General features: G+C 54.2%; 22 protein-coding genes. 12 read left to right on the forward strand and 10 right to left on the reverse strand.

Annotated elements, in window-relative coordinates; translation table 11 throughout:
* Positions 1 to 183 precede the first annotated feature (183 nt).
* From xdhC to J1785_RS20595, 6 genes are all read right to left on the reverse strand, one after another.
* Positions 184 to 972, reverse strand: coding sequence for a xanthine dehydrogenase accessory protein XdhC (xdhC, locus tag J1785_RS20570; RefSeq protein WP_129951290.1), 789 nt, complete (start codon positions 970 to 972; stop codon positions 184 to 186).
* A gap of 11 nt (positions 973 to 983) precedes the next feature.
* Entirely contained in the window at positions 984 to 3,383 is a 2,400-nt protein-coding gene (gene xdhB / locus J1785_RS20575; protein ID WP_217220465.1) for a xanthine dehydrogenase molybdopterin binding subunit, read from the reverse strand.
* Positions 3,376 to 4,779, reverse strand: a complete 1,404-nt coding sequence (gene xdhA, locus J1785_RS20580; protein ID WP_217220466.1) for a xanthine dehydrogenase small subunit — start codon at positions 4,777 to 4,779, stop codon at positions 3,376 to 3,378. The genes xdhB and xdhA overlap by 8 nt, the downstream gene beginning before the upstream one ends.
* Positions 4,776 to 5,414: a TetR family transcriptional regulator C-terminal domain-containing protein gene (locus tag J1785_RS20585; RefSeq protein ID WP_129951293.1), complete on the reverse strand. Its 639-nt coding sequence runs from the start codon at positions 5,412 to 5,414 to the stop codon at positions 4,776 to 4,778. The genes xdhA and J1785_RS20585 overlap by 4 nt, the downstream gene beginning before the upstream one ends.
* The gene (gene guaD, locus J1785_RS20590) at positions 5,411 to 6,763 is read right to left on the reverse strand and encodes a guanine deaminase (RefSeq protein ID WP_129951294.1); all 1,353 of its coding nucleotides are present in this window, start codon (positions 6,761 to 6,763) and stop codon (positions 5,411 to 5,413) included. Before guaD ends, J1785_RS20585 begins: the two co-directional genes overlap by 4 nt.
* A 139-nt stretch (positions 6,764 to 6,902) precedes the next feature.
* The gene (locus J1785_RS20595) at positions 6,903 to 8,075 is read right to left on the reverse strand and encodes an ROK family transcriptional regulator (RefSeq protein ID WP_205951560.1); all 1,173 of its coding nucleotides are present in this window, start codon (positions 8,073 to 8,075) and stop codon (positions 6,903 to 6,905) included.
* 419 nt (positions 8,076 to 8,494) lie between these two features.
* Here J1785_RS20595 and J1785_RS20600 point away from each other — a divergent pair, with 419 nt between their 5' ends.
* The 7 genes from J1785_RS20600 to ydfG all read left to right on the forward strand — a co-directional run bounded on the left by J1785_RS20600 (position 8,495) and on the right by ydfG (position 15,579).
* Positions 8,495 to 9,745, forward strand: coding sequence for an extracellular solute-binding protein (locus tag J1785_RS20600; RefSeq protein WP_217138649.1), 1,251 nt, complete (start codon positions 8,495 to 8,497; stop codon positions 9,743 to 9,745).
* Positions 9,746 to 9,808: 63 nt separating this feature from the next.
* Positions 9,809 to 10,711 (forward strand): carbohydrate ABC transporter permease, encoded by a 903-nt coding sequence (locus J1785_RS20605; RefSeq protein WP_129951297.1) that lies wholly within the window; start codon positions 9,809 to 9,811, stop codon positions 10,709 to 10,711.
* The gene (locus J1785_RS20610; protein WP_129951298.1) at positions 10,708 to 11,547 is read left to right on the forward strand and encodes a carbohydrate ABC transporter permease; all 840 of its coding nucleotides are present in this window, start codon (positions 10,708 to 10,710) and stop codon (positions 11,545 to 11,547) included. The genes J1785_RS20605 and J1785_RS20610 overlap by 4 nt, the downstream gene beginning before the upstream one ends.
* A gap of 26 nt (positions 11,548 to 11,573) precedes the next feature.
* Entirely contained in the window at positions 11,574 to 12,527 is a 954-nt protein-coding gene (locus J1785_RS20615) for a carbohydrate kinase family protein (RefSeq protein WP_217138650.1), read from the forward strand.
* Positions 12,528 to 13,622: an ABC transporter ATP-binding protein gene (locus J1785_RS20620; RefSeq protein ID WP_129951300.1), complete on the forward strand. Its 1,095-nt coding sequence runs from the start codon at positions 12,528 to 12,530 to the stop codon at positions 13,620 to 13,622. It begins immediately after the preceding gene.
* Positions 13,623 to 13,647: 25 nt separating this feature from the next.
* Positions 13,648 to 14,703: an aldo/keto reductase gene (locus J1785_RS20625; RefSeq protein WP_217220479.1), complete on the forward strand. Its 1,056-nt coding sequence runs from the start codon at positions 13,648 to 13,650 to the stop codon at positions 14,701 to 14,703.
* 126 nt (positions 14,704 to 14,829) lie between these two features.
* Positions 14,830 to 15,579 carry a bifunctional NADP-dependent 3-hydroxy acid dehydrogenase/3-hydroxypropionate dehydrogenase YdfG gene (ydfG, locus tag J1785_RS20630; RefSeq protein ID WP_129951301.1) on the forward strand — a complete coding sequence of 250 codons (750 nt, stop codon included), beginning with the start codon at positions 14,830 to 14,832 and terminating at the stop codon, positions 15,577 to 15,579.
* Between the two features lie 128 nt (positions 15,580 to 15,707).
* Here ydfG and J1785_RS20635 read toward each other — a convergent pair whose 3' ends face one another.
* Complete coding sequence (locus tag J1785_RS20635; RefSeq protein WP_129951302.1) at positions 15,708 to 17,003, reverse strand: NCS2 family permease; 1,296 nt, start codon at positions 17,001 to 17,003, stop codon at positions 15,708 to 15,710.
* A gap of 310 nt (positions 17,004 to 17,313) precedes the next feature.
* Here J1785_RS20635 and J1785_RS20640 point away from each other — a divergent pair, with 310 nt between their 5' ends.
* Entirely contained in the window at positions 17,314 to 18,219 is a 906-nt protein-coding gene (locus tag J1785_RS20640) for a LysR family transcriptional regulator (protein WP_129951303.1), read from the forward strand.
* Positions 18,220 to 18,223: 4 nt separating this feature from the next.
* On the opposite strand, the gene J1785_RS20645 is transcribed toward J1785_RS20640, so the two are convergent.
* Positions 18,224 to 18,550 (reverse strand): YnfA family protein, encoded by a 327-nt coding sequence (locus J1785_RS20645; RefSeq protein WP_129951304.1) that lies wholly within the window; start codon positions 18,548 to 18,550, stop codon positions 18,224 to 18,226.
* Positions 18,551 to 18,683: 133 nt separating this feature from the next.
* Between J1785_RS20645 and J1785_RS20650 the strand changes: the two genes are divergently transcribed.
* The 3 genes from J1785_RS20650 to J1785_RS20660 all read left to right on the forward strand — a co-directional run bounded on the left by J1785_RS20650 (position 18,684) and on the right by J1785_RS20660 (position 19,850).
* Entirely contained in the window at positions 18,684 to 19,052 is a 369-nt protein-coding gene (locus J1785_RS20650; RefSeq protein ID WP_129951305.1) for a DUF1283 family protein, read from the forward strand.
* 52 nt (positions 19,053 to 19,104) lie between these two features.
* Positions 19,105 to 19,398 carry a DUF1161 domain-containing protein gene (locus J1785_RS20655; RefSeq protein WP_129951306.1) on the forward strand — a complete coding sequence of 98 codons (294 nt, stop codon included), beginning with the start codon at positions 19,105 to 19,107 and terminating at the stop codon, positions 19,396 to 19,398.
* Positions 19,399 to 19,583: 185 nt separating this feature from the next.
* On the forward strand, positions 19,584 to 19,850 hold the full coding sequence (locus tag J1785_RS20660) for a YjbD family protein (RefSeq protein ID WP_015697358.1): 267 nt from the start codon (positions 19,584 to 19,586) through the stop codon (positions 19,848 to 19,850).
* Between the two features lie 43 nt (positions 19,851 to 19,893).
* On the opposite strand, the gene J1785_RS20665 is transcribed toward J1785_RS20660, so the two are convergent.
* Both J1785_RS20665 and J1785_RS20670 read right to left on the reverse strand, forming a co-directional pair.
* Positions 19,894 to 21,513, reverse strand: a complete 1,620-nt coding sequence (locus tag J1785_RS20665; protein WP_217220467.1) for a rhodanese-like domain-containing protein — start codon at positions 21,511 to 21,513, stop codon at positions 19,894 to 19,896.
* The gene (locus J1785_RS20670; protein WP_217220469.1) at positions 21,506 to 22,111 is read right to left on the reverse strand and encodes a cysteine dioxygenase family protein; all 606 of its coding nucleotides are present in this window, start codon (positions 22,109 to 22,111) and stop codon (positions 21,506 to 21,508) included. Before J1785_RS20670 ends, J1785_RS20665 begins: the two co-directional genes overlap by 8 nt.
* Before the next feature lie 184 nt (positions 22,112 to 22,295).
* On the opposite strand from J1785_RS20670, the gene J1785_RS20675 reads away from it, so the two are divergent.
* A complete protein-coding gene (locus J1785_RS20675) occupies positions 22,296 to 23,213 on the forward strand; it encodes a LysR family transcriptional regulator (protein WP_129951309.1) in 918 nt (305 codons plus the stop codon).
* The last annotated feature ends 45 nt before the right edge of the window (positions 23,214 to 23,258 follow it).

Below are 23,258 nucleotides of genomic sequence, written 5' to 3' on the forward strand. Positions count from 1 at the left end.
TGAAATATGAAAGGGGGTTCTTCATCTGGCTGCCAATTAATGATTTTTTTTGTCATTATAATCAAGGCAATTAAATAACAATGACAGGCATGAACAGATAGCCGCAATGCGTAGTTCTGAAACACAATCCCCGGATCTCGCTTTTCTGGTGTCTGGTCCGGCAGAGACGGAAACTTCACCCACTCATTTGCCAGCCTGACAATGTGCGCTATATGCCGCGATAAACTCTCCGGCAATCGCCACGGCAATTTCGGCCGGGAGTTTGCCGCGTACATCAGGCAACCCCACCGGGCAACGCATTCTCGACAGTTGTTGGTCAGAAATCCCTTTACCGGTTAAGCGGTAATCAAAGCGTTTACGCTTGGTCTGTGAACCAATCAGCCCGAAATAGCGAAAATCCCCCCGTTTCAGAATGCGTTCGCTCAGGGCGAAATCCAGTTGGTGATCGTGCGTGAGCACCAGAAAATAACTGTCAGCGGGCATCTGCGCCACCGTACCCTGCGGTTCGTCGTCCACGATGCAGGTAATTTGCGGGTCCACCTGTGGCGGAAACTCACTGGCGCGCGCATCCACCCAGGTAATACGGCAAGGTAACGTGCTGAGGATATTCACCAGTGCGCGCCCGACGTGGCCTGCACCGTAAACCACCACATGCGGTTGCCGTTGCCCGAGCGGTTCGAGTAACACAGAAGCCATACCTCCGCAGCATTGTCCGAGACGTGCTCCTAATGAAAATCGCTCAAAGCGACTGGTACTGGCGCCCTGTTGCAGCATTTCACGGGCAATGGCCGTGACCTGAAACTCAAGGTTACCACCCCCCAGCGTATAAAATTGCCGGCTGGCGGTGATCAGCATTTTACTTCCGGCATCACGCGGCGTGGAGCCCTGATTCTCTACCAGGGTCGCCACCACACACGGCTCCCCGCGACTTTGCAGATCATGTAAACAGGTTACCCAGTCATCAGTACGCATAAGAACCTCCTTCAGCCGGCAACTTTTAGGGTGGTGGTAGCGATATCTGTGACAACGTCACCGTTAAAATGCAAGTGATTCACCGCGTTAAGCACTCTCTCCGGCGTGGCAGGGGCATCAAGCTGGGGATGCACACGGTAATCAGCCAGGCTGGCGACCGCATCTTTAATCGCACACCAGACGGAGATCCCAAGCATAAACGGCGGTTCGCCCACCGCTTTGGAATGGAAAACGGTATCTTCGGGATTCTTGCGGTTCTCTACCAGTTTCACGCGCAGATCCTGCGGAATGTCGCCAATCGCCGGAATTTTGTATGCCGCCGGACCACTGGTCATTAAGCGCCCTTTGTCGTTCCACACCAGTTCTTCCGTGGTCAGCCAGCCCATACCCTGCACAAATCCCCCTTCCACCTGACCGATATCAATTGCCGGGTTCAGCGAGTCGCCCACATCATGCAGAATATCAGCCCGCAACAGTTTATATTCACCGGTTAAGGTATCGACCAGCACTTCCGCGCAGGCCGCGCCGTAGGAAAAGTAGTAGAACGGATGTCCGGCGGCTTTGCTGCGATCGTAGAATATCTTCGGTGTTTTGTAATAACCGGTAGCCGACAGCGGCACCTGATTCAGCCAGCACTGTGTCGCGACCTGCTCAAAGCTGAAATACTGATTTTTAACCCGCACCTGACCGTTGCTGAAGATAATGTCAGTGTCCTGCACATCATGGACACGCATCAGCATCTCCACCATGCGCCCTTTAATGATTTCCGCCGCGTTTTGCGCGGCCTTACCGTTGAGATCAGCGCCGGATGAAGCCGCAGTCGGTGAGGTATTAGGCACCTTGCCGGTATCGGTCGCGGTGATCTGAATACGGCTGATATCCACCTGAAATACCTCAGCAACTACCTGCGCGACCTTAGTGTTCAGCCCTTGTCCCATTTCGGTGCCGCCGTGGTTGAGCTGAATACTGCCGTCGGTATACACCAGCACCAGTGCGCCCGCCTGATTGAGAAAACTGGCAGTAAATGAAATACCGAATTTCACCGGCGTCAGCGCCAGGCCTTTTTTCAGATAAGGATTGCTGCGGTTAAATTTAGTGACAGCGTCACGTCTTGCTGTGTATTCCGCACTGTCTTCCAGCTGTTGTGTCATCTCCTGCAGCAGGTTTTGCCCGACAGGCTGGTGATAATGCGTGATGTTGCGGTTTTCCTGACCGTAGTAATTATTTTTACGCACCGTCAGCGGATCCATCCCCAGTTCACGGGCGATGTGATCGACGATATGCTCAATCGCCACAATGCCCTGCGGACCGCCAAATCCGCGATAGGCCGTGTTTGACGCCATATGGGTTCTGCAGCGATAACCGGTGATCAGCGCGTCGCCAAGGTAATACGCGTTATCAGAATGAAACATGGCGCGATCGACAATCGAACCGGAGAGATCCAGCGAATACCCGCAGTTGGCCGCCAGTTTAATGTCGATACCGTGAATAACCCCGTCATCAGTAAAACCCACGTCATAGCTGACATGAAAAGGATGACGCTTGCCGGTGATCAACATATCGTCCTGACGTGACAACCGCATTTTTGCCGGACGTCCGGTAAGATGCGCCGCCAGAGCGGCAAGGCAGGCCGCGCCCGCTGCCTGTGTCTCTTTACCTCCAAAACCGCCCCCCATGCGCCGCATATCGACCACGACTTTATGCATCGGTAAATCCAGCACTGAGGCCACCAGTTTTTGCACTTCAGTCGGGTGTTGCGTCGAGCTGTATACCAGCATCGCGCCGTCTTCGCCGGGCATCACTGAGGCGATCTGCGTTTCGAGATAAAAATGCTCCTGACCGCCAATTTCCAGCTCGCCCTGTAAACGGTGCGGCGCACAGGCCAGCGCCATTTCCGCATCGCCACGTTTATGTTGGTGAGGTTCTTCTACGTAATGTGCCTGTGCCAGCGCCTGCTTCACCGTCAGTATGGCCTCACGCTGCTGATACTCCACTTTTGCCAGCGCTACAGCAGCACGGGCGGCCTGGGCAGAAGTTGCGGCGACGACCAGCACGATCTGGCCGACATACTCCACGCAGCCCTGCGCCATCAGCGGATCGCCATGGGTCAGGGGCGCAATATCAAGGTTACCGGGCACATCTGCGGCAGTCATGACCCGCACCACGCCCGGTACGGTGTAACAAGGTTCGGTATCGATATGTAAAATACTGGCGTGCGCATGCGGGCTGAGGAGCGGTACCAGATGCAACTGATTGGGGAACTCCAGCCGGTCATCAACATAAACGGCTTCACCGCTGACGTGTTTATCCGCGCTTTCGTGTTTCTGACTTTTGCCCACCCCGCTCTGCAACCCGGTGCGGAACAACATTTCCATCTCAACCTGAGAAAGTGATGGTTTGGATTCAGACATAATGAGTTACCCGCATCAGTGTTTCAGGAGAAGTCATTTCAATATGGCAGCGGCGCAGCAGATTTTTCGCCACCTGCATGCGGTATTCGCGGCTGGCACGGAAATCACTGATTGGTGTGAAATCCCGTTCCAGCGCCTGGCAGGCCCGCTCGATGGTTGCCGTCTGCCACGGCTGTCCGAGTAACTGCGCTTCACAGCCACTGGCCCGTTTCGCCACTTCCGCCATGCCACCGAACGCCACACGGGCATGCACCACTACGCCGTTTTGCACGTCAATATGCAACGCCGCGCAGACCGCAGAAATATCGTCTTCCAGCCGTTTCGACACTTTATAAACCCGTAACTGGCCTGCCACCTGCGTGTTGCGGGGAATGCGGATTTGTTCGATAAATTCGCCTGGCTGCAACGCCGTTTTACGGTAACCGAGGAAGAACTGGTCGAGGGGTAATTCCCGCCGTTCAGTGCCACGACGCAGCAGCAATGTCGCCCCCAACGCCAGCAATACCGGGCCGCCGTCACCGATGGGCGATGCATTGGCAATATTGCCGCCAAACGTGCCCTGATTCCGAATTTGTTGCGAGGCAAACCGCTCAAGCAGTTCGCCAAATTGCGGGTATTCACGCTGTAAAACCCGTTGGCATTCACTGAGCGGTGCCGCCGCGCCAATATGAATAGCCTGACCGGTCAGCGTAATCGCTTTGAGCTCAGGGATATGCGCGAGCGAAATCAGCTTCGGTATCTGCTGATAACGCTGAGTCACTTCCAGCGCCAGATCGGTACCGCCCGCCACCAGACGGGAATCCGGTTGGGCAAGATAACGTTCGGCCAGTTCATCAATACTTACCGGCTGTTCAGTCGCCGAAATCGCCGCGAGTTTATCCAGCGTTTGCCGGGCATCAGCATCAAACTGATCGGGCTGAGGCGATTCGCAGATTGCCTTTGCCGCCGCCATGATGGGCCGGTAACCGGTGCAGCGGCAAAGATTGCCGGAAAGCGTTTCCTGCACCCCCTCAACCGTAAAAGCAGGTTTGTTTTTCTCCATCGCAAAAAGCGACATCACGAAACCCGGTGTGCAGAAACCGCATTGCGAGGCGTGATTATCAACCATCGCCTGTTGCACATGATGCAGCGCGCCATGATGTCTGAGATCTTCCACGGTGATCAGTTGCTTGCCATGCAGCGCAGGCATAAATGTCAGGCAGGCGTTAACCGTGCGGTAGACCAACTGATCGTCCTGCTTTTCTGCCAGCACCACCGTACAGGCACCGCAGTCCCCGGAGGCACAACCTTCTTTGGTTCCACAACGCCCCGCGTCACGCCGCAGATAGTGTAATACTGTCGTGTCGGCTGGCAGATTTTCCGTGTGGATCCTGCCGTTCATCAGAAATTGGATCATGCGCAGTCTCCTTTCTTACAGCCGTTCAGTATCAGCGTCGTAACCTCATCAATAATGTGCTCACGCGCCTGTATATCACCCTGGAAATCACCGTACATATGCTTCACCTGCACGGCAAAGTCGGCGTAATACTGCGTCAGCGCCCAGATATGCATGATGAACAGACGGGCATCCAGTGCGCGGATTTTTCCCTGCACAATCCACTGATGGATCAGGTTCTCTTTGCCAAGAATATTCTGCGAAGCCTGAGGCCAGTATTTATGTAAATAATGACCACCGCCAAGCACTTCACTGGTAAAAATGCGCGACAGTTCAGGCTGGTCAAACGAGAAATTCAGCTTATTGCGGATATAGCGGCTTAGCACGGCTTCCGGCTCGCTGAGTGACGGGTCGAACTGAATAATGTCGCCCCAGGCTTTCAGCACTTTCTGCAAGAGTTCTTCGTAAAGTTCCTCTTTGCCTGCGATGTAATAGTGCAACTGGGCTTTTTTGATCCCCGCACGCTGCGCGATCGCCTGCGTGGTGGCACCCTGAAAACCTTTTTCGCTGAATTCTGCAATGGCCGCCGCATGGATATTCTCCAGCGTACGCTCACGTGCGAGACGGACTTTGCCGCCGGTATCACTGTTCATCATGCTGAAAGTACCTCCTGCTGAGCATCCCGTACATAAACCGGTTCGCCGTCAACGTAGGTGCAATACACATTGCGGTCATCTCCCAGCGTCATCAGCACAAACAACTTTTCAGCCAGCGTTTCACTGTTGGCGGCACGTAATTTTTGCAACGCACTGACACCCGGTTCGAGCACCACAAAATCCGCTTCTTTACCGGTATTAAAGTTGCCAATTTTATCGTCGAGATGCAGTGCCCGTGCCCCGCCGAGGGTGGCGTGATAGAAGGCTTCGAATGCAGACAAACGGTAGCGCTGAAGCTGTCCGACTTTGTAAGCTTCCGACAGTGTTTCCAGCATATTGAATGTGGTACCCGCACCGACGTCCGTACCCATGCCGACGCGGATTTGTTTCTGCCAGGATTTCTGTAAGTTAAACAGACCACTGCCCAGAAACAGATTAGACGTCGGGCAAAAAGCAATGGTTGAATCTGTATCGTGCAGGCAATCCCATTCGCTGTCATCCAGATGCAGACAGTGCGCAAACACGCAACGTTCGCCGGTCAGCCCGTACTGGTGGTAAACGTCAAGATAATGCTGATGATCAGGATGCATTTCTTTCACCCATGACAGTTCGGCGACGTTTTCGCTCAGATGGGTATGCATATACACATCGGGGAATTCCTGCTTCAACAGCCGCACTCTTTGCAGCAGTTCCGGTGAAGACGTTGGTGCAAAACGCGGTGTAAGGGCATAGCTCAGGCGCTGGCGGTTATGCCAGCGCGCAATCAGTCCACGCGTATCCCGTTCACTTTCTTCAGGGGTTTCCAGCAGGCCGGCGGGCGCATTTTTATCCATCATCACTTTGCCGGCCACCAGCCGCATATTGATGTCGGACGCTTCTTTAAACAAGGCGTCGACGGATTGCGGATGGACGGTGCCGAACACCAGTGCGGTGGTGGTGCCGTTAAGCAACAACTGGCTGATGAAGAATTTTGACATGCGCCTGGCGTAATCCGCACAGTGATATTGTTGTTCGGTCGGAAAGGTGTAGCGTGTCAGCCATTCAAGCAACTGTTCGCCGTACGCGCCGATCATTTCAGTTTGCGGATAGTGAATATGGGTGTCGATAAAGCCCGGGACGATCAGCTTATCGCGATAGTCATCAATGTCCAGAACGGCAGTTTTGCGTGCCAGCGCCAGCTTGCCTTCACCTTCCTGCCAGCTTCCCAGCCAGACGATGGTGCCGCCGCTGAGCAACATCAGGCCGTCTTCGATATAACGCACCTGCGCTTCACACTCTTCCGGTTGTAATACCGGCTCACGAATATCGAAGAAATTTCCGCGTACGGCGCGGGTGATGATCTGACTCATGGCATTTACCTTATCTGCAACGTTCTCGTTCACAATTGATAACAGAACTTTTGCAAATCTCATGCCAAATCTGACCATCTGGTCAGATTAATGAGTCAGACCAGATGGTCAGAAACCCAGTCAAGGTACCTGAATATCGTTACTTCAAAAGCACTTCATATTGCGGATTGAATTCGTCAAATATCGGCAGCGCCGCGGCACCCAGCGCGGGTGTGTCACTGCCGGACATGCCGAGACGAATGCGCGCACTTTGCGCATAGCGGCTGCGCACTGAATTATACAGCGGTGTCAGGCGCTTAATCAGCTTTTCTACCAGCGGTTTCGGCATGGTTCCGCCGATAATGACGCTCTGCGCGTCAAAAACACATTCCATAATATTGATGGCCTGCAACGCGGGTTCGATGGCGGTATCCAGCCATTTATCAAACACCTTCTCACCGACGTTCAGCAGGTCTTCTGGCATGGCGGTCATCGGATCCAGGCCACAGGCTTCGTAGGCCGCCTGTAACGAAACATAGCGCTCCAGACACCCTTTGTTACCGCAATAGCATTCGCGACCGCCCGGTTGCACCACAATGTGGCCGACTTCGCCCGCATTGTGTGCATGACCGGTGTAAATCCGCCCGTCGGTGAAAATGCCTGCACCCAGTCCGGTACCAATATAGAGATACACAAACGACGATAATTGCTTGGCAATACCGTGAAAACGCTCGCCGATTGCGGCCACTGTCGCATCGTTTTCCAGCGTTACCGGCCAGCCGGTCGCGGCACTTAAACGCGCTTCAATATCAACATCATCCCAGCCATGCAGCGTGGTCGGCCCTTGTGAGGAAATCCCTTCCACACCAAACGGACCCGGCATCACCACGCCCATTCCTAACATTTTTCGCCAGTCAATTTTCACCTGTTGGCGCATTTCTTGCAGCACCTGATCGATAAGAGCCAGCGTGGGCTCTGGCTGCGGTTTCTGCACATGGATCAGTTTGCGAAAACGAACGGTTCCGGTCAGATCCACCAGCACAGTCAGCAGCGACTGATGATCAAGATGGATGCCTATTGAATAGGCGCTGTCAGGATTGAGTGTCAGTGGCGTTGCTGGCTGACCACGCCCTCCCGCGCGGCGCGGCAGGTGGGAAGAGAGAATTCCCGCCTGTTCGAGCTCGGTGGCAATGTTGGAGACGGTTTGGGGAGTGAGCGACGTCAGCCGGGCGATTTCAGCCCGGGTCAGTTCACCGTTAAGGCGAATGGCTTCGATCACTACCCGACGATTGTGAGCACGGGCGTGCTCAAGATTGGTGCCAGAAGTTGTTATCACATCCCTCTCCACGGTGAAGACCTTGCGGGCAGTATGTGGCCAGTGAATACAGCAATCAAATTGATTTTATAAATTACAGAAGATGAATATGACGGTGGCATCACAGCTTTGAATGTTATTGGTATGTTAATAATAATCTCCAGTCACTATTGAGATTTGAATCATCCGTGTAGCACACGTTTTATACCCAAGATAATTCGGGTTGCAGGAAGGCGGCAAGCGAGTGAATCCCGATGAACTGACATAAGTCAGTGATTCGGGTGATGGAGCGCAGCCAACGCATCAGCAGCCCGAAGTATGAAGGGTAAATCCGGCAGGGACGCAGGGACTGGCAGAGTTATGCCTTCCCATTTTTTTTAGCCGATTAAAGCAATCAAATTGATTTAATAAACTTCACCCTGTTTTGGAGAATGACGATGAGCTTACGATTTACCCCTGCGGCCACCCTGTGCGCCCTCTCTGCCCTCACCCTGGGATATTCCGTCAGCGCGCTGGCGGAAACCACGCTCAGTGCCCTGTTTATGACCCAGGCGGCCTACAGTGAAGCGGATATCCGCGCAATGACCGCTGATTTCACAAAGCAGCATCCGGATATCAAAGTGAATCTGGAATTTGTGCCGTACGAAGCGCTGCACGATAAAATCGTTGCCGCACGCGGTGCCGGTGATAAAGGCTATGACGTGGTGCTGTTCGATGCGATCTGGCCGGCTGAATTTAACAAATACGGCCTGTTGCAGGATGTCTCGGCGCGCATTCCGGCTGAAGAAAGTAACAAGATCTTTGACGGTGCAATTTCCACCGTGACCTACAAAGACAAACGCTGGGGTATGCCGTGGATCCTCGACACCAAATATCTGTATTACAACAAAGCTATGCTGGCCAAAGCCGGGATCACCACCCCGCCGGCTACCTGGGCTGACGTTGAAAAACAATCTGAAATTCTCAAAGAAAAAGGCATCGTGAAATACCCGCTGGTCTGGAGCTGGTCACAATCCGAGGCACTGCTGTGCGACTACACCACGCTGGTGTCTGCATTCAAAGGGGATTTCTACAAAGACGGCAAGCTGAACTTCACCAATTCCGGCGCAATGAAGGCCATCAATTACATGAAAGAGACGCTGGATAAAGGGCTGACTAACCCGAATTCACGCGAGTATCTGGAAGAAGATGTGCGTAAATCGTTCTCCAACGGCGATGCGGCTTTCGCCCTGAACTGGACCTACATGTACAACATGGCCAATGACCCGAAACAAAGCAAAGTCGCGGGTGACGTGGGCGTCATTCCGGCGCCGGGAGAAACCGCGGGCGGCGCATCCGGCGTTAACGGGTCGATGGGACTGGGCATTGCCAAAGCCAGCGCACATCCGGATCAGGCGTGGGAATACATCAGTTATATGACGTCGCAACCGGTACAGAACAAATACGCCAAACTCAGCCTGCCGATCTGGAAATCCTCTTATGAAGATCCGGCGGTGCAGAAAGATCAGGAGCAGCTGATTGCAGCGGCGAAAACCTCGCTTAATGTCATGCTGTCACGCCCGGTCACCGCCGATTACTCCCGTTTATCCAATATATTGCAGCAAAATATTCAGGCGGTATTGCAGGGTAAAACCCCGGCACAGGACGGTATGGAAGCCGCAACCAAAGCCGCCGATCGTTTACGGTAAGTTTTTCGCCAACACTATGATTAAGCCCGCCGGGTTTCGTCCCGGCGGGCGTGGGAAAACCGAATGCTGACTTTACCCCAACGCGAGAAACGTCAGGCCTGGCTGCTGCTTGCCCCTATGCTGCTGATGATGTTCTTACTGACCGCCTGGCCGCTCGCCCGTACATTCTGGCTCAGCTTTACGGATGCCGGATTAATCGGCGATGGTTCTGCCCCCAACTGGGTCGGCAGCGAGAATTTCATCTATGCACTGACGGATCCGGATTTTCGCGCCGCACTCTGGCGGACGCTCTACTTCACTGTTGTCTCGGTGGTTATTGAAGGCATCATCGGCGTGCTGGTGGCCCTGTTACTGAACCAGCCCTTTTGGGGACGCAGCGCCCTGCGCGTGCTGGTGATTTTACCGTGGGCATTACCGACTATCGTCAACGCCACTATGTGGCGGCTGAACTTTAACCCGGATTATGGCAGCATCAACGCCCTGCTTTCTCAGCTCGGGCTGATTGATGCCTATCGCAGCTGGCTCGGAGACCCGGCTTCGGCGATCAATGCCGTGATGTTTGCAGACATCTGGAAAAACTACCCGCTGATCACTCTGCTGGTGCTGGCGGCATTACAAACCATCCCGGAAGATTTATTCGAAGCCGCCCGGCTCGACGGCGCATCGGCTTTCCGTCGTTTTCGGAAAATCACCCTGCCGGCGATTGCCGCCCCTCTGGCGGTGGCGCTTGTGCTGCGTACCATCGATGCCTTTAAAATCTTCGATATCATTTATGTCATGACCCGTGGCGGACCGCTCGACAGTACCAAAACCGTCAGCTTCTTTGTTTATCAGGAATCCTTCAGCTATTTGCGTGCCGGCAGCGGTGCCGCGTACGCCATTCTGATGACGCTGATCTGCGCCCTGCTGATCATGATTTACATGGTGATGTTAGTGCGCCAGCGCCGTTCAGGGAGCAGTGAATGAAACAGAAAATCCGGCTCGTTTTACGCTACTTCGCGGCGCTGGTTCTGGCCGTCTCGATCCTTGCCCCGCTGCTGTGGATGTTCCTGATGAGCGTCAGCTCAGCGGAAGATCTGACCCGTATTCCGCTGGAATGGTTGCCCCGTCACTGGGATTTCAGCCGTTATAGCCGTCTGCTGACCTTACAGGCCGGGACGCCCGGCGTACTGTTCCTGCATGCGCTCGGCAACAGTGTGCTGGTCGCCTGTGGCGCCACGCTGGTGTCGTTGTTACTGGCGATACCGGCGGCGTACAGTTTCTCCCGTTATCCTGGGCGCGACGGCTGGCTGTTTGGCAGCCTGGCGATCTACATGGTGCCGCCGGTAGCATTTGTGTTGCCGCTGTATTTCATCCTGCAACAGCTGACACTGCTGAACACCCATGTCGGGCTGATTCTGGTGTATTGCTCAATGATCCTGCCGTTCCTTACCTGGATGTTGAAAAATCAGTTTGACGCGCTGCCGGTGGATATCGAACAGGCATCGCGCCTTGACGGGTTGCGTTACTGGCAGGTGTTGCTGCGCATTACGCTGCCCCTGGCTAAACCGGCGCTGGGTGCCTCGGCCATGTTTGGCTGGCTGCTGGCCTGGGATGAATTTTTCTACGCCCTGCTGTTTACCAATAATATCGATGCCCAGACGTTACCGGTGACCATCGCCGGATTCACCGCCGGGCGCGCCACCGACGACGGTCTGATTGCCGCAGTCGGGATCCTTGCGGCCATTCCGCCGCTCTTTATTGCGCTCTGGCTGCAAAAAACCATGGTCAGCGGGTTAACCGCCGGCGGCAGCAAAGGCTGAATATGAACACCAGGGAATTCTCATTAATGACAACCAAACCTCAGACCCGCGCCACGCTGTATGTCACGGGCAATATTAACGTCGATTTGATCATGAGTACGCTGCATGAATGGCCGAAAAAAGGCACGGAGGCGATGCTCGAAAGCAGTTCATTGCGCCCGGGCGGTTCAGCGGGAAACTGCGCGCTGGCGCTCTCTGCGCTCGGTTCTCCTTTCCGGCTGGTGGCGAATCAGGGCAATGACCAGTTCAGCGGCTGGCTGGCGGGTATGTTTCCGGAAAGCGCATCGCGCTGGCCAACCTGTGACTGCGAAACCTCACTGACCTTTGGCGTGACGCATCCTGATCACGAAAGAACATTCTTCAGTAATCAGGGGCATATTGTGCGCCTGTCCATGCAGGACGTTCTGGGGCAAATCCCTGAAACGGCTCAGGACGGAGACTGGGTATTACTGTGCGGTACCTGGCTGTGTACCGCGCTGTATGCTGACTATCCGCAACTGCTGGCACAACTGAAACAGCGTGGTTACCAGGTGGCCGTCGACAGTGGCTGGCCGCCGGAAGACTGGAGCGATGCATTGCGCGAACAGGCAGCAAAATGGCTGCCGTTCTGCGATGCACTGTTGCTCAATGAAGTGGAAACCCTCGGGCTGGCGGATGCCGTCACGCTGGATGTCGCCGCGCTGACGTTACTGGAACAGATGGCGGACAACGCTTTTTGCGTGGCGAAATGCGGACCGGATGGCGCACGTTTGTGGGCAAACAGCCTGACGCTACATCAGCATGCTGAACCGGTCGGGGTGGTCGATACCATTGGTGCCGGAGACAGTTTTAATGCCGGATTTTTATCCGCGCTGATTTATGGCCTGCCGCCTGCCACGGCGCTGCAATGGGGAGTTCGCGTTGCCGGTTGTGCCATCAGCAGTTCCCCGCGCCGTTATCCTGACTGGCAATCGCTTTTTGGCCTTGTGGAGAAAATCTAAATGGCTCTGGTAGAACTGGTAAAAGTCGCCAAACATTATGGCAAAGTACAGGTGCTGAAACCGCTGGATCTGACCATCCCTGATGGCAGTTTCACCGTGCTGGTCGGCCCCTCGGGCTGCGGAAAATCTACTTTACTGCGCCTGCTGGCCGGTCTGGAATCCCTCTCTGATGGCGATATTCTGCTCGATAAAAAGCAGATCAACAATTTCGACCCCGCCGATCGCGATATCGCGATGGTATTTCAGAGTTACGCGCTGTATCCGCATCTGACCGTGGCCGAGAATATGGCGTTCCACATGCAGGTGAAGAAAGTGCCTAAAGCCGAGCAGCAGGCCAAAGTACAACAGGCCGCAAAAGTGCTGGGTATTGATCACTTACTGAAACGGCTGCCGAAAGATTTGTCCGGCGGGCAGCGTCAGCGTGTGGCAATGGGTCGCGCGCTGGTGCGTAATCCAAAAGTGTTTTTGTTTGACGAACCCCTGTCCAACCTCGACGCACAGTTGCGCATGGAACTGCGCGCCGAAATCAAGTCTTTGCATCAGCAGTTCCGCACCACTACCGTTTACGTGACGCATGATCAGGTTGAAGCCATGACACTGGCCGATAATATCGTGGTAATGAAAGACGGTTTTATCGTGCAACAAGGCGACCCTCTGTCGATTTACGACAAACCGGTAAACACCTTTGTGGCGCGGTTTATCGGCTCACCGCCCATGAACCTGCTCAGCGGTGTCTTCTGCCATGTTGACGGTCAGCCCGGTGTGAACTGTAATCAGTTGTGGTTCGCACTACCGGAGAAGTGGGCATTGCAGGCGCGGCATTCTGAGGGAGAACCTGTCACGCTCGGTGTGCGTCCGCATGATTTAAAACCGGTAGCGCACAACGCTCAACCCGCCGCCACATTACGATTGCTGGAAGTGACCGGAGAAAGCAGCCTGCTGCACATCGACTGGAACGGTTTCCCGCTGCACGTTCAGTTCGCCGGACGCGCCCGCGTCAGTGCCGGTCAGCCGCTGTATCTGGATGCTAACTGCGAGGCGATCCATCTGTTTGACGCGCAAACGGGTGAACGGCTGGTGGAAGATTTGAGGTAAAAATGACTCTCGAGGGAGATAAATGATGGAATACCGTCTGTTAGGCCGGTCTGGCCTGAAAGTTTCAGTACTCAGTCTCGGCACCATGACATTTGGTGGTCAGGGCAAATTTGCCAAAACCGGGCAAACTGACGTTGAGGCCGCAAAGCGCCAGATAGGATTATGTCTTGATGCAGGGGTTAACCTGTTCGATACCGCCGATGTCTATTCAGGCGGTGAATCGGAAGTTATTCTCGGTAAAGCGCTGGGCAGTAAACGTCACGACGTACTGGTTGCCAGTAAAGCCCGCTTCCCGATGGGCGAAGGCCCGAACGACCGGGGTTCGTCACGTCATCATATTCTGCGCGCCTGTGAAGCCAGCCTGAAGCGGCTGAATACAGATTACCTTGATCTGTACCAGTTGCATGAATGGGACGGCCTGACACCGCTGGAAGAAACGCTGCGGGCGCTCGATGATCTGGTCAGCAGCGGCAAAGTGCGTTATGTCGGTGTCTCCAATTTCTCTGCCTGGCACGTGATGAAAACGCTGGGTGTAGCGGACGCTAATCACTTCATCCGTCCGGTCAGTCAGCAAATCCATTACACCCTGCAGGCACGTGAAGCTGAATATGAGTTGCTGCCCGCCGCGCAGGATCAGGGACTGGGCGTACTGGTCTGGAGTCCGCTGGCAGGCGGCCTGCTTTCCGGTAAATATCGCCGTAATCAGGCAGCACCCGAAGGTACACGCCATCTGGCCGACTGGGGTGAACCGCCGGTGCGTGACGAAAGTGCTCTGTATGACATAGTCGATGTGCTGGTAGATATCGCCGAAGCACGTGGCGTTTCTGCGGCGCAAATTGCGCTGGCGTGGCTGATTGCCCGTCCGCAGGTAACATCGGTCATTGTCGGCGCGCGCAACGACGTACAGTTACAGGATAACCTGCTCGCCGCCGGTTTAACCCTCAATAACGAAGAAATTGAAAGACTTAATAAAGTCAGCCAGTTGCCTTTGTTGTATCCTTACTGGCATCAGGCGCAGACCGCACCGGATCGCTTGTCTGCGGCGGATTTATCGCTGATCGCGCCCTATCTGAAGAAGTAACTGCAATAAAATGATACGCACTGAGACCGGTTAACTCTGCCGGTCTCGTTATTTTTGTGTTAATACTTAAAGAGTTTCTTTAGTGGGCCTCGTGCACACCTTGCTTTAAAACAGAGGAATACCGGGATGATTATTTTTGTTACCGGCGCAACTGCCGGATTTGGTGCTGAAATCGCACGTAAGTTTGTTAAAGAAGGTCATAAAGTGATTGCCACCGGCCGCCGTAAAGAGCGTCTGGATGACCTGAAAGCCGAACTGGGAGATGCGTTGTACGCGGTTGAACTGGACGTGACTAACCGTGCTTCTATTGAAGAGGCTATCGCCAGCCTGCCTGCTGACTGGCGTAACATTGATGTTCTGGTTAACAACGCCGGTCTGGCTCTCGGTCTGGAAAAAGCGGATAAAGCCTCGCTGGAAGACTGGGACAAAATGATCGACACCAACACCAAAGGCTTGGTGTACATGACCCGCGCCGTGCTGCCGGGCATGGTGGAACGCAACACCGGTCATGTGATTAATATTGGTTCAACCGCAGGCAACTGGCCTTATGCGGGTGGCAATGTGTATGGCGCAACCAAAGCGTTTGTCCGTCAGTTCAGTCTGAACCTGCGCACCGACCTGCACGGCACTCATGTTCGCGTCACTAACATCGAACCGGGTCTGTGCGGCGGGACTGAATTCTCCAACGTACGCTTTAAAGGTGACGATGAGAAAGTCAGTAAAACCTACGACAATACGAATCCGCTGACCGCAGCCGATGTGGCCGAATCCGTATTCTGGGCATCCACCCTGCCGGCGCACGTCAACATCAACAGCATCGAAATGATGCCGGTCAGCCAGTCTCTCGCGGGTTTACAGGTACATCGCGAAGAGTGATATTGCTTGCTGATTGACAAAAAAGCAGCTCCGGCTGCTTTTTTTATTATCTGCACGTTATCAGTGCCTGCAAAAAAGGCGCGGCTATACTGCCCGCGCCCCTTTTATGCTGATGACTGACGTAACGATTACGCGCTCAGCCAGCCCAGTTTAATCACGAACAGAATCGACAAGACGATAAGCGCTGCGTTCAGTTCACGTGCACGGCCGGTCAGCAGTTTTGCCAGCGTCCAGGTGATGAAGCCAAACGCGATACCGTTGGCGATGGAATACGTGAACGGCATGGTCAGCGCAGTCACGGTGACCGGCGCTGCCACGGTGATGTCTTTCCAGTCAATTTCAGCCAGGCCGGACGTCATCAGCACCGCGATGAACAGCAGAGCCGGAGCCGTTGCAAAGGCCGGAACGCTACCTGCCAGCGGAGCGAAGAACAGGCTCAGCAGGAACAGGATTGCGACAACAATCGCCGTCAGACCGGTACGGCCGCCTGCGCTTACGCCTGCCGCTGATTCGATGTAACTGGTGGTCGTTGAAGTTCCGAGCAGTGAACCGAACAATGCAGCCGCGCTGTCCGCCACCAGTGCACGGCCCATTTTAGGGATGTTGCCATCTTCGTCGGCCAGACCGGCACGTTTGGTCACGCCAATCAGGGTGCCGGAGTTGTCGAACACATCCACGAACAGGAAGGCAAACACCACGCTTATCAGAGAAACGTTAAACGCGCCTTTGATGTCCAGTTGCATGAAGGTTGGCGCAATCGAAGGAGGCATCGACATTACGCCACCGAACGGTGAGTAGCCGAGCACAATGGCCAGAACGGTCACGGCCAGCACGCCGATCAACACCGCGCCGGTGATTTTACGGGCTTCCAGCACCACAATCAGAATGAAGCCCAGCATCGCAAACAACGGACCCGGCTTGGTCAGATCGCCCAGACCCACCAGTGTTGCCGGGTTAGCGATCACGATACCGGCGTTTTCCAGCGCAATCAGCGCGAGGAATAGACCGATACCCGCCGCAATGGCCGAGCGCAGAGGCAGCGGAATACTGCGGATAATCCATTCGCGGATTTTAAAAATCGATAATGCGAAGAAAATACAGGCTGAAAGGAAAACAGCACCCAGCGCGATCTGCCAGGTGTAACCCATATGCAGAACCACGGTGTAGGTGAAAAAGGCGTTTAACCCCATGCCCGGTGCCAGTGCGATCGGGTAGTTGGCAATAAAGCCCATCAGTGCGGAACCGATTGCGGCAGCAAGACAAGTTGCCACGAAAACCGAGCCTTTATCCATCCCCGTCGCGCCCAAAATAGACGGGTTAACAAACAGAATATAGGCCATTGCTAAAAATGTCGTCAGTCCGGCCACAATCTCAGTCCGCACGTTAGTACGGTGAGCTTTTAACTTAAATAGTTTTTCTAACATGAGAAAGAATCTCTTGGTCGCGTGATCACTTTCAGTCTGGTGATCAAAAATGCACGCTTGTTATTAGTGTTGTTTTTCAAAACACGCACGCGCGACAGCAGAACGAACGCCACAATTCGTCCCACAATTATCCCGTGGAATAAGGCACGCGAGCTTAAACGTGTTTTGACGAACCCTGTCATTGCCCGCTTTGCCTGTAAAACAACCTGAGGTGATTGTTTTACAAAGGGGCATCGCACAATCTAGGAAAAATGAGTGATGCAGTCCATAATAGTTATCTCACTTATTCACTGCATAAATTAGTACACCCATGTCCCCATTCTCCCGTTTTTCGCAATATTTTACCGAAGTCGCCCGAACAGGAAGTTTGCGCAAAGCGGCAGAAGTGCTGCACGTCTCAGCATCGGCTATCAACCGGCAAATCCTGCAGGCTGAACAAACGCTGGAAACTCCGCTGTTCGAGCGCTTACCCACGGGCCTGAAACTGACGTCAGCAGGCGAAATTTTATTTGATGACATCCGCCGCTGGCGGAAAGAGTTTTCCCGCACACGCGAACGTTTTGATGAAATCCAGGGGCTGCGGCGTGGGCATGTCACCATATCCATGATTGCCGCACTCAGTGAAGGCATGGTGGCGGAGCTGATTGCCGATGTGGGTGCAGAGCACCCTTATCTGACTTTTGATATCCGCATCGAAGACAGCCGGAATATCAGTGAACAGGTCAGTTCAGCGGAAGTGGATTTTGGACTGTTGCTTGACCCCGTCGAGCATACCGGGCTGGAAGTGCGCGCTTTTGCGGAATTACCCATCGGCATCGCGATGCCGGTCGGGCACAAACTGTCGCAGCAGGAATCCTTGTCGTTCAGTGATATTGCCGCTTACCGGCAGATCATTCCCTCTGAGCCGCTGATGGTGAATGCCCGCGCCAGATTGCTGTATAACCGTTATCAGCTACTGGAAACGCCGTCGATCGTCTGCAATGACGTGCGCATGATGCGCGAACTTATCCGTAAAGGGGCCGGTGTCGGCGTACTGAGTTTGTTAGACGTATTGCCGGATTTACAGGAAAAGCGGCTGGCGTTTGTGCCGCTGCAGGGTCGCAGTGCCAAACCGCTGACACTGGCGCTGTGTGTTGCGCCACGCCGCCAGTTATCCCGTGCGGCACAGATTGTGATTCAGAAAGTGATTGTGCTGATGGAAAGATTGTCGCATTAACGCTTCAGGATGGTTTCCAGCCTGAAATAATGATCAGCATCCCCGCCAGGGCGACCAAAGCGCCCAGCCAGTCGGTGGTGCTGAGCTTCATGCCATCGACAAAGCGCAACCACAGCATGGCGGTCATGACATAAACACCGCCGTAAGCTGCATACACCCTGCCGCTGGCCGCAGGATGCAGTGTCAGCAGCCAGACAAAGGCTGCCAGACTGACCGCCGCAGGCAATAACAGCAGCATACTTCCCCCTTTCCTCAGCCAGAGATAAGGTAAAAAGCAGCCAATAATTTCTGCCAGCGCAGTCGCAAAGAACAGTAAAGATGTTTTGAGCATAACAGGGCCAGGTTTACAGTCCGTAGTTCAATAGGATATCAACCAGTTTACAGGCAAAAGGTGACGTCATCCAGCCGGATGTTATAATTTAGGGATTCGCCTGAGCGATATGTATATATAAAAGGATGAGCTAATGAATACAACGTTTATAACCCGACTGACCCGCAGTGTACTGCCGGTGGCTTTGCTGGTCATGACCGCCGGCTGGCAGGCGCCTGCGCTCGCGGCCACCAACTGTGCGGGGGGAACCTGTGTCTTTGGCGGAACCGGCAATGATGCCATGACCAACGAAGAAGCACGTCAGAGCAAAGAGCAATGGAATGAAACTCAGCGCCTGCGGGCCATGAAAAACCAGCGTAACGAGAAAGATTTCTCCAAATACGATAATTCAATTGATCTGCGTGACAAGTGTGAAGCCAGCCAGAACATCAATGCGTACTGGGAACCGAACACCGAGCGCTGTCTTGATCGCCGTACCGGCCGTCAGTTACTGGCTCCGTAAATCCTGTCTGCTAGACTCATAAGTACACTGGTTTTCATAAAAGGAATGAATGATGAAAAAGACACTTCTGGCGGCTCTGGCTGTCGTTATGCTCGCACCGCTGGTAGCACAGGCTTCCTGTGAAAGCGTGAAAGCGGACATTACCCAGAAAATCGTGGCAAACGGTTTGCCTGAATCAGGATTTAAACTGGATATCGTGCCCAATGATCAGGCCGATCAGGCCGGTGGTCAGGTGGTTGGTCACTGCGGTAATGACAGTCAGAAGATTGTTTATACCAAAACTGCAGACGCAGGTGATAATTCAGCAGCCAGTCCTAAGACCGGGACGAGCCAGGATTCACAGTGATCTCAGACCGGATATGACGGGACGGCTTTTCACTTGCAGTGAGGGTTTGATCGGGATGAGTAACCCGGCGGGAGGCCACCGCGCAGCAACAGGGGGTGTTTAGGTGGCAACCCAAAATGTTGCAGCGACTCCCGCGGTCATTTCGACTACACTGGTAGCCACTTTCCTCACAGGATGCAGTAAAAATGAAAAGACTGACCCAACAAGATATGACGGAAAGCGAACAGCGTGAGCTGAAAACTCTGCTGGATAAAGCCCGTAAAGCACAGGGCCGTGAGCTGACGAATTCGGAAAATAACCGGATTAAAGATGACTACATCGATACATTGATGGCAGAAAAAGAAAAAGTCGCTGCGAAAGCGCGTGCCGAAAAGCGCCGTAATAAAGCCGTTCCAAGCACCTCTGCAACATACGACTGGACAGCCCGCACGCATCCGCGCGGCCGCCGTTAAAAACTAACTGAACCTCTGCGTTCCTCACGCAGAGGCCTCAGCCTCAGGCTTCCGGTAATCTGAAACCATGCGTTCCGTCTTTTTCTAACTGCCCGACCAGCCCGTATTCCCAGTCCAGATAATCCTGCATCGCTTGCGGGCTGACATCCGTGCCTTCGTATGGGCGACGATACCTGTCCTGCACATCGCTCAGATAAACAGAATCACCGCGTTCGAGCAGCAGCCCCTGATCAATCCAGCCCACCGTGCCTCTTTCCAGCAAGTACACCGGTTTGCCGGTTAATTCAGCCAATTCCGTGACAGCGTAACGTGCGAGTAAACCGCTGGTGCAGGTGACAACCCAACGTTCTTTCTCCGGCTGTAAGGCGATAATCTGCGGGATATTCCCCCGCGTGGTCCAGACTGCTCCCGGTATGCGCCGGTTACGGAAATTCGCGCTGGTCGTGAGATCGATAACGCCGGTATTGCCCTCACTCAGCCAGCCCAACAGTTGCTCCGGTTTGATGGATTCCACTGCCGGTGCAGGTGCAACCCGGGATTTCCAGTCGCCCTGTTCAGTCAGATCTTCGGGCTGAACTTCCGCGACATACACTTCCCAGTTCATCTGTGCCAGCCACGAAGCCGCCATGTGTGCACGCACACCATCATTATCCACCAGCACCACACGTGCGCCGCGAACGCTGGCGTAGTGATCGGTTTCCTGAACCAGCTGGCCGCCCGGAACGTGACGCGCCCCGGGCAGGTGCCCGGCACGAAATTCTTCTGCAGTACGCACATCAAACACGTATAACGTGCGCGTCTCATCTCGTTGCCAGTCACTTATTTGTGACAGTGTCACTGAACGCACGCCTGCGCGTAAAGCCAGTGTCTGTGCGCCTTTTAAGGCGAATCTGCGGGAGGTTTCAGTCAGCGCAGGAAACTGGGTATGTTGCAGATGAGACAGCTTCTGTCGCGCCAGTGTCCAGCCAATTGTCCCGTTACGCAGTGCAGACACCGGCTGCGTAAATCCGGCATTAATCAGTGACTGAGCACCGATAATGCTGCGGGTACGCCCCGCACAATTAACGATCACGTGTGTGTTTTCATCAGGCACCACATCTTTCAGGCGCAGCACAAGTTCGCCTCCCGGCACGCTCACACCGCCCGGAATACTCATCACCTGAAATTCATCAAACCGGCGCACATCCAGTACGGCAATATTGGCGCCCTGCTGTTGCAACGCCAGCACCTGCTCCGCGCTCAGTGACGGTGTGCGGTAGTGATGTTCAACCCATTCCCCGAAGGCTTTGCTGGGCGCATTCACATCCGTAAATATCTCACCGCCCGCCTCTTTCCAGCCCGCCAGATCGCCAGCCAGCAACGCGATATCCTGATACCCCAGCGATTTGAGTAATTGAGCCGCCCGCACAGTTTTACGCTCACCGCGCTGCACATTATAAAACTCGCCGTTATCATACAGCGTGACCGGTGTATGGCGGTTGGGAATGCGATCCTGCACCTCAAGTTCCAGTTTAGACAGGGCCAGGTTAGCGGCAAACAGCGGATGCCCGGTGGCAAATGCCGCTTCCTCACGCAGGTCAACCAGCGCCACCTCCTGACCGGCGAGCAGGGCTTCGCGGAGTTCGGAAAAGTGACGTAAAGGCAGCGAATTTGAATCAGACATGATTTTTCTCTTTTGACAGGTCCCAGATATTGGGAAGATGCGGGCTGGAATAGCCGGAAATAAAGGTTTTCTCTGTGCCGTCTGGCAGGTAAACCGCCCGTGATAACGCGCCGATATTACCGCCATAAACATGAATGCTGACCGATACCTGGTCCTGATAAAAATTGCTGACCTGGTGGATATCCAGCTGATCTGGCGCGATTTTTTCCACATCCCCCGGTTGCAGCGTCACCGCGTTTCCTTCGGGCTGCAGGGTACCATCCGGGTGGCGGATAAAATTCTGGCTGACTTCTGCGCCGCGCAGCATTCCTATCAACCCCCAGACGCGATGGTCATGTACCGGTGTTTTCTGCCCCGGACCCCAGACAAAACTCACTACGGAAAAGCGCGACAAGGGATCGGCATACAACAGATATTGCTGATAATGCCCGGGATGCGGCTGCGCAAACTCATGCGGCAACCAGTTATCCTCACGGATTAGCCTGCCCAGCAGATGGCTTCCCTGCGCGAGTATTTGCGTCTGCTCATGCGGTTCCTGTACCAGCCGGGTGAAATCCGCCAGAAACTCTCTCAGCGGCGCGAGCTGTAAAGGGGTCATCGCTTTGCTCCTGTCTCATGATTTTCTTCACAGGCTAGCACCGGGCAGATGCAACCAAAATTCATTTTATGGATAAGCTAATATGCAAATCACACATAAAAATGTGCATCGGGATCCAGCTTCCTGCATAAAATTGTTTTATTCTGCCCGGATACGTTATGACTAATCCTGACACTGAGTGCCCATGAAAATTGAAGACCTGACTGCTTTCGTTGCTGTTATCCGCCTGCAATCGACCCGGCTGGCTGCTGATGAGCTGGGGCTGACCCAGCCGGCAATTACCCGTCGGGTACAAAATTTTGAGGAATCGCTGGGTATTGCGCTGCTCAACCGCCAGACCAAGCCCCTGAAACCGACGCTGATGGGCAACCGTGTTTATCAGCAATGCCGGCATATTTTACGTGAAGTGGATGCGCTCAGTGATTTGGTGGCCGCCGACAGCCCGCCGTCGGGACTTCTGCGCCTGGCCGTGCCACAAAGTCTGAGTGAAAGCAGTCTGTTACCCGCCCTGAAAACCCTGTCTGCACAGTTTTCGGAAATCCAGCCACGACTTTCCAGTGGCTGGGGCGAAGAGTTGTTGTTACGGGTACAGCAGCAGGAACTGGAAGCGGCGGTCGTGCTGTTCCCCGCCAGTAAGCAATTCCCGGAGGGTGTCGAAAGCCAGCCGCTCGGCACTGTCGATTTAGTGGTTGTCGGCCCGAAAGCCGCACAGGCTGAACCACAACGTCTGGAAGATTGTTATCAGCAAGGGTGGATCCTCAATCCGCAGGGTTGTGGTTTCCGTGCCGCCCTGCAACGCGCGCTGACAGAACAGGGTTTACCTTTGCTCATTAACCTTGAGGCATTTGGCACTACCTTACAGTTATCCCTTATCGCCGAAGGGCGCGGCCTCGGTCTGATGCCACGCGCTCTGGTCGAAAAACATGCACTACGTCCGGAACTGACATTGTATGCGCTGAAAGATTTCGCCCCCCGCAGCCAGTTGTGGCTGATTTATCCTAACGTTCCTGCAAGTCAGGTACCGGCAATAGATGCGTTTGCGGCAGCAATTGCTCACGGGCTGGATTTACCGCTGCACAGCGCGAACAGTTTTGGGGAATAATCTGGAACATCCCCGTTTGCGGGCAAAATAGTTATTTTCTGCCAT

The organism is Rahnella perminowiae (assembly GCF_019049755.1).
Lineage (GTDB): Bacteria > Pseudomonadota > Gammaproteobacteria > Enterobacterales > Enterobacteriaceae > Rahnella > Rahnella perminowiae.

Coding starts and splice junctions, on each gene's coding strand:
- J1785_RS20640 (WP_129951303.1), top strand. CDS start 17,314: ATGTCCCCATTCTCCCGTTTTTCGCAATATTTTACCGAAGTCGCCCGA.
- J1785_RS20645 (WP_129951304.1), bottom strand. CDS start 18,550: ATGCTCAAAACATCTTTACTGTTCTTTGCGACTGCGCTGGCAGAAATT.
- J1785_RS20665 (WP_217220467.1), bottom strand. CDS start 21,513: ATGTCTGATTCAAATTCGCTGCCTTTACGTCACTTTTCCGAACTCCGC.
- guaD (WP_129951294.1), bottom strand. CDS start 6,763: ATGAGTCAGATCATCACCCGCGCCGTACGCGGAAATTTCTTCGATATT.
- J1785_RS20670 (WP_217220469.1), bottom strand. CDS start 22,111: ATGACCCCTTTACAGCTCGCGCCGCTGAGAGAGTTTCTGGCGGATTTC.
- J1785_RS20675 (WP_129951309.1), top strand. CDS start 22,296: ATGAAAATTGAAGACCTGACTGCTTTCGTTGCTGTTATCCGCCTGCAA.
- J1785_RS20605 (WP_129951297.1), top strand. CDS start 9,809: ATGCTGACTTTACCCCAACGCGAGAAACGTCAGGCCTGGCTGCTGCTT.
- xdhB (WP_217220465.1), bottom strand. CDS start 3,383: ATGTCTGAATCCAAACCATCACTTTCTCAGGTTGAGATGGAAATGTTG.
- J1785_RS20635 (WP_129951302.1), bottom strand. CDS start 17,003: ATGTTAGAAAAACTATTTAAGTTAAAAGCTCACCGTACTAACGTGCGG.
- J1785_RS20600 (WP_217138649.1), top strand. CDS start 8,495: ATGAGCTTACGATTTACCCCTGCGGCCACCCTGTGCGCCCTCTCTGCC.
- ydfG (WP_129951301.1), top strand. CDS start 14,830: ATGATTATTTTTGTTACCGGCGCAACTGCCGGATTTGGTGCTGAAATC.
- J1785_RS20620 (WP_129951300.1), top strand. CDS start 12,528: ATGGCTCTGGTAGAACTGGTAAAAGTCGCCAAACATTATGGCAAAGTA.
- J1785_RS20650 (WP_129951305.1), top strand. CDS start 18,684: ATGAATACAACGTTTATAACCCGACTGACCCGCAGTGTACTGCCGGTG.
- J1785_RS20585 (WP_129951293.1), bottom strand. CDS start 5,414: ATGATGAACAGTGATACCGGCGGCAAAGTCCGTCTCGCACGTGAGCGT.
- xdhA (WP_217220466.1), bottom strand. CDS start 4,779: ATGATCCAATTTCTGATGAACGGCAGGATCCACACGGAAAATCTGCCA.
- J1785_RS20660 (WP_015697358.1), top strand. CDS start 19,584: ATGAAAAGACTGACCCAACAAGATATGACGGAAAGCGAACAGCGTGAG.
- J1785_RS20615 (WP_217138650.1), top strand. CDS start 11,574: ATGACAACCAAACCTCAGACCCGCGCCACGCTGTATGTCACGGGCAAT.
- J1785_RS20610 (WP_129951298.1), top strand. CDS start 10,708: ATGAAACAGAAAATCCGGCTCGTTTTACGCTACTTCGCGGCGCTGGTT.
- J1785_RS20625 (WP_217220479.1), top strand. CDS start 13,648: ATGGAATACCGTCTGTTAGGCCGGTCTGGCCTGAAAGTTTCAGTACTC.
- xdhC (WP_129951290.1), bottom strand. CDS start 972: ATGCGTACTGATGACTGGGTAACCTGTTTACATGATCTGCAAAGTCGC.
- J1785_RS20655 (WP_129951306.1), top strand. CDS start 19,105: ATGAAAAAGACACTTCTGGCGGCTCTGGCTGTCGTTATGCTCGCACCG.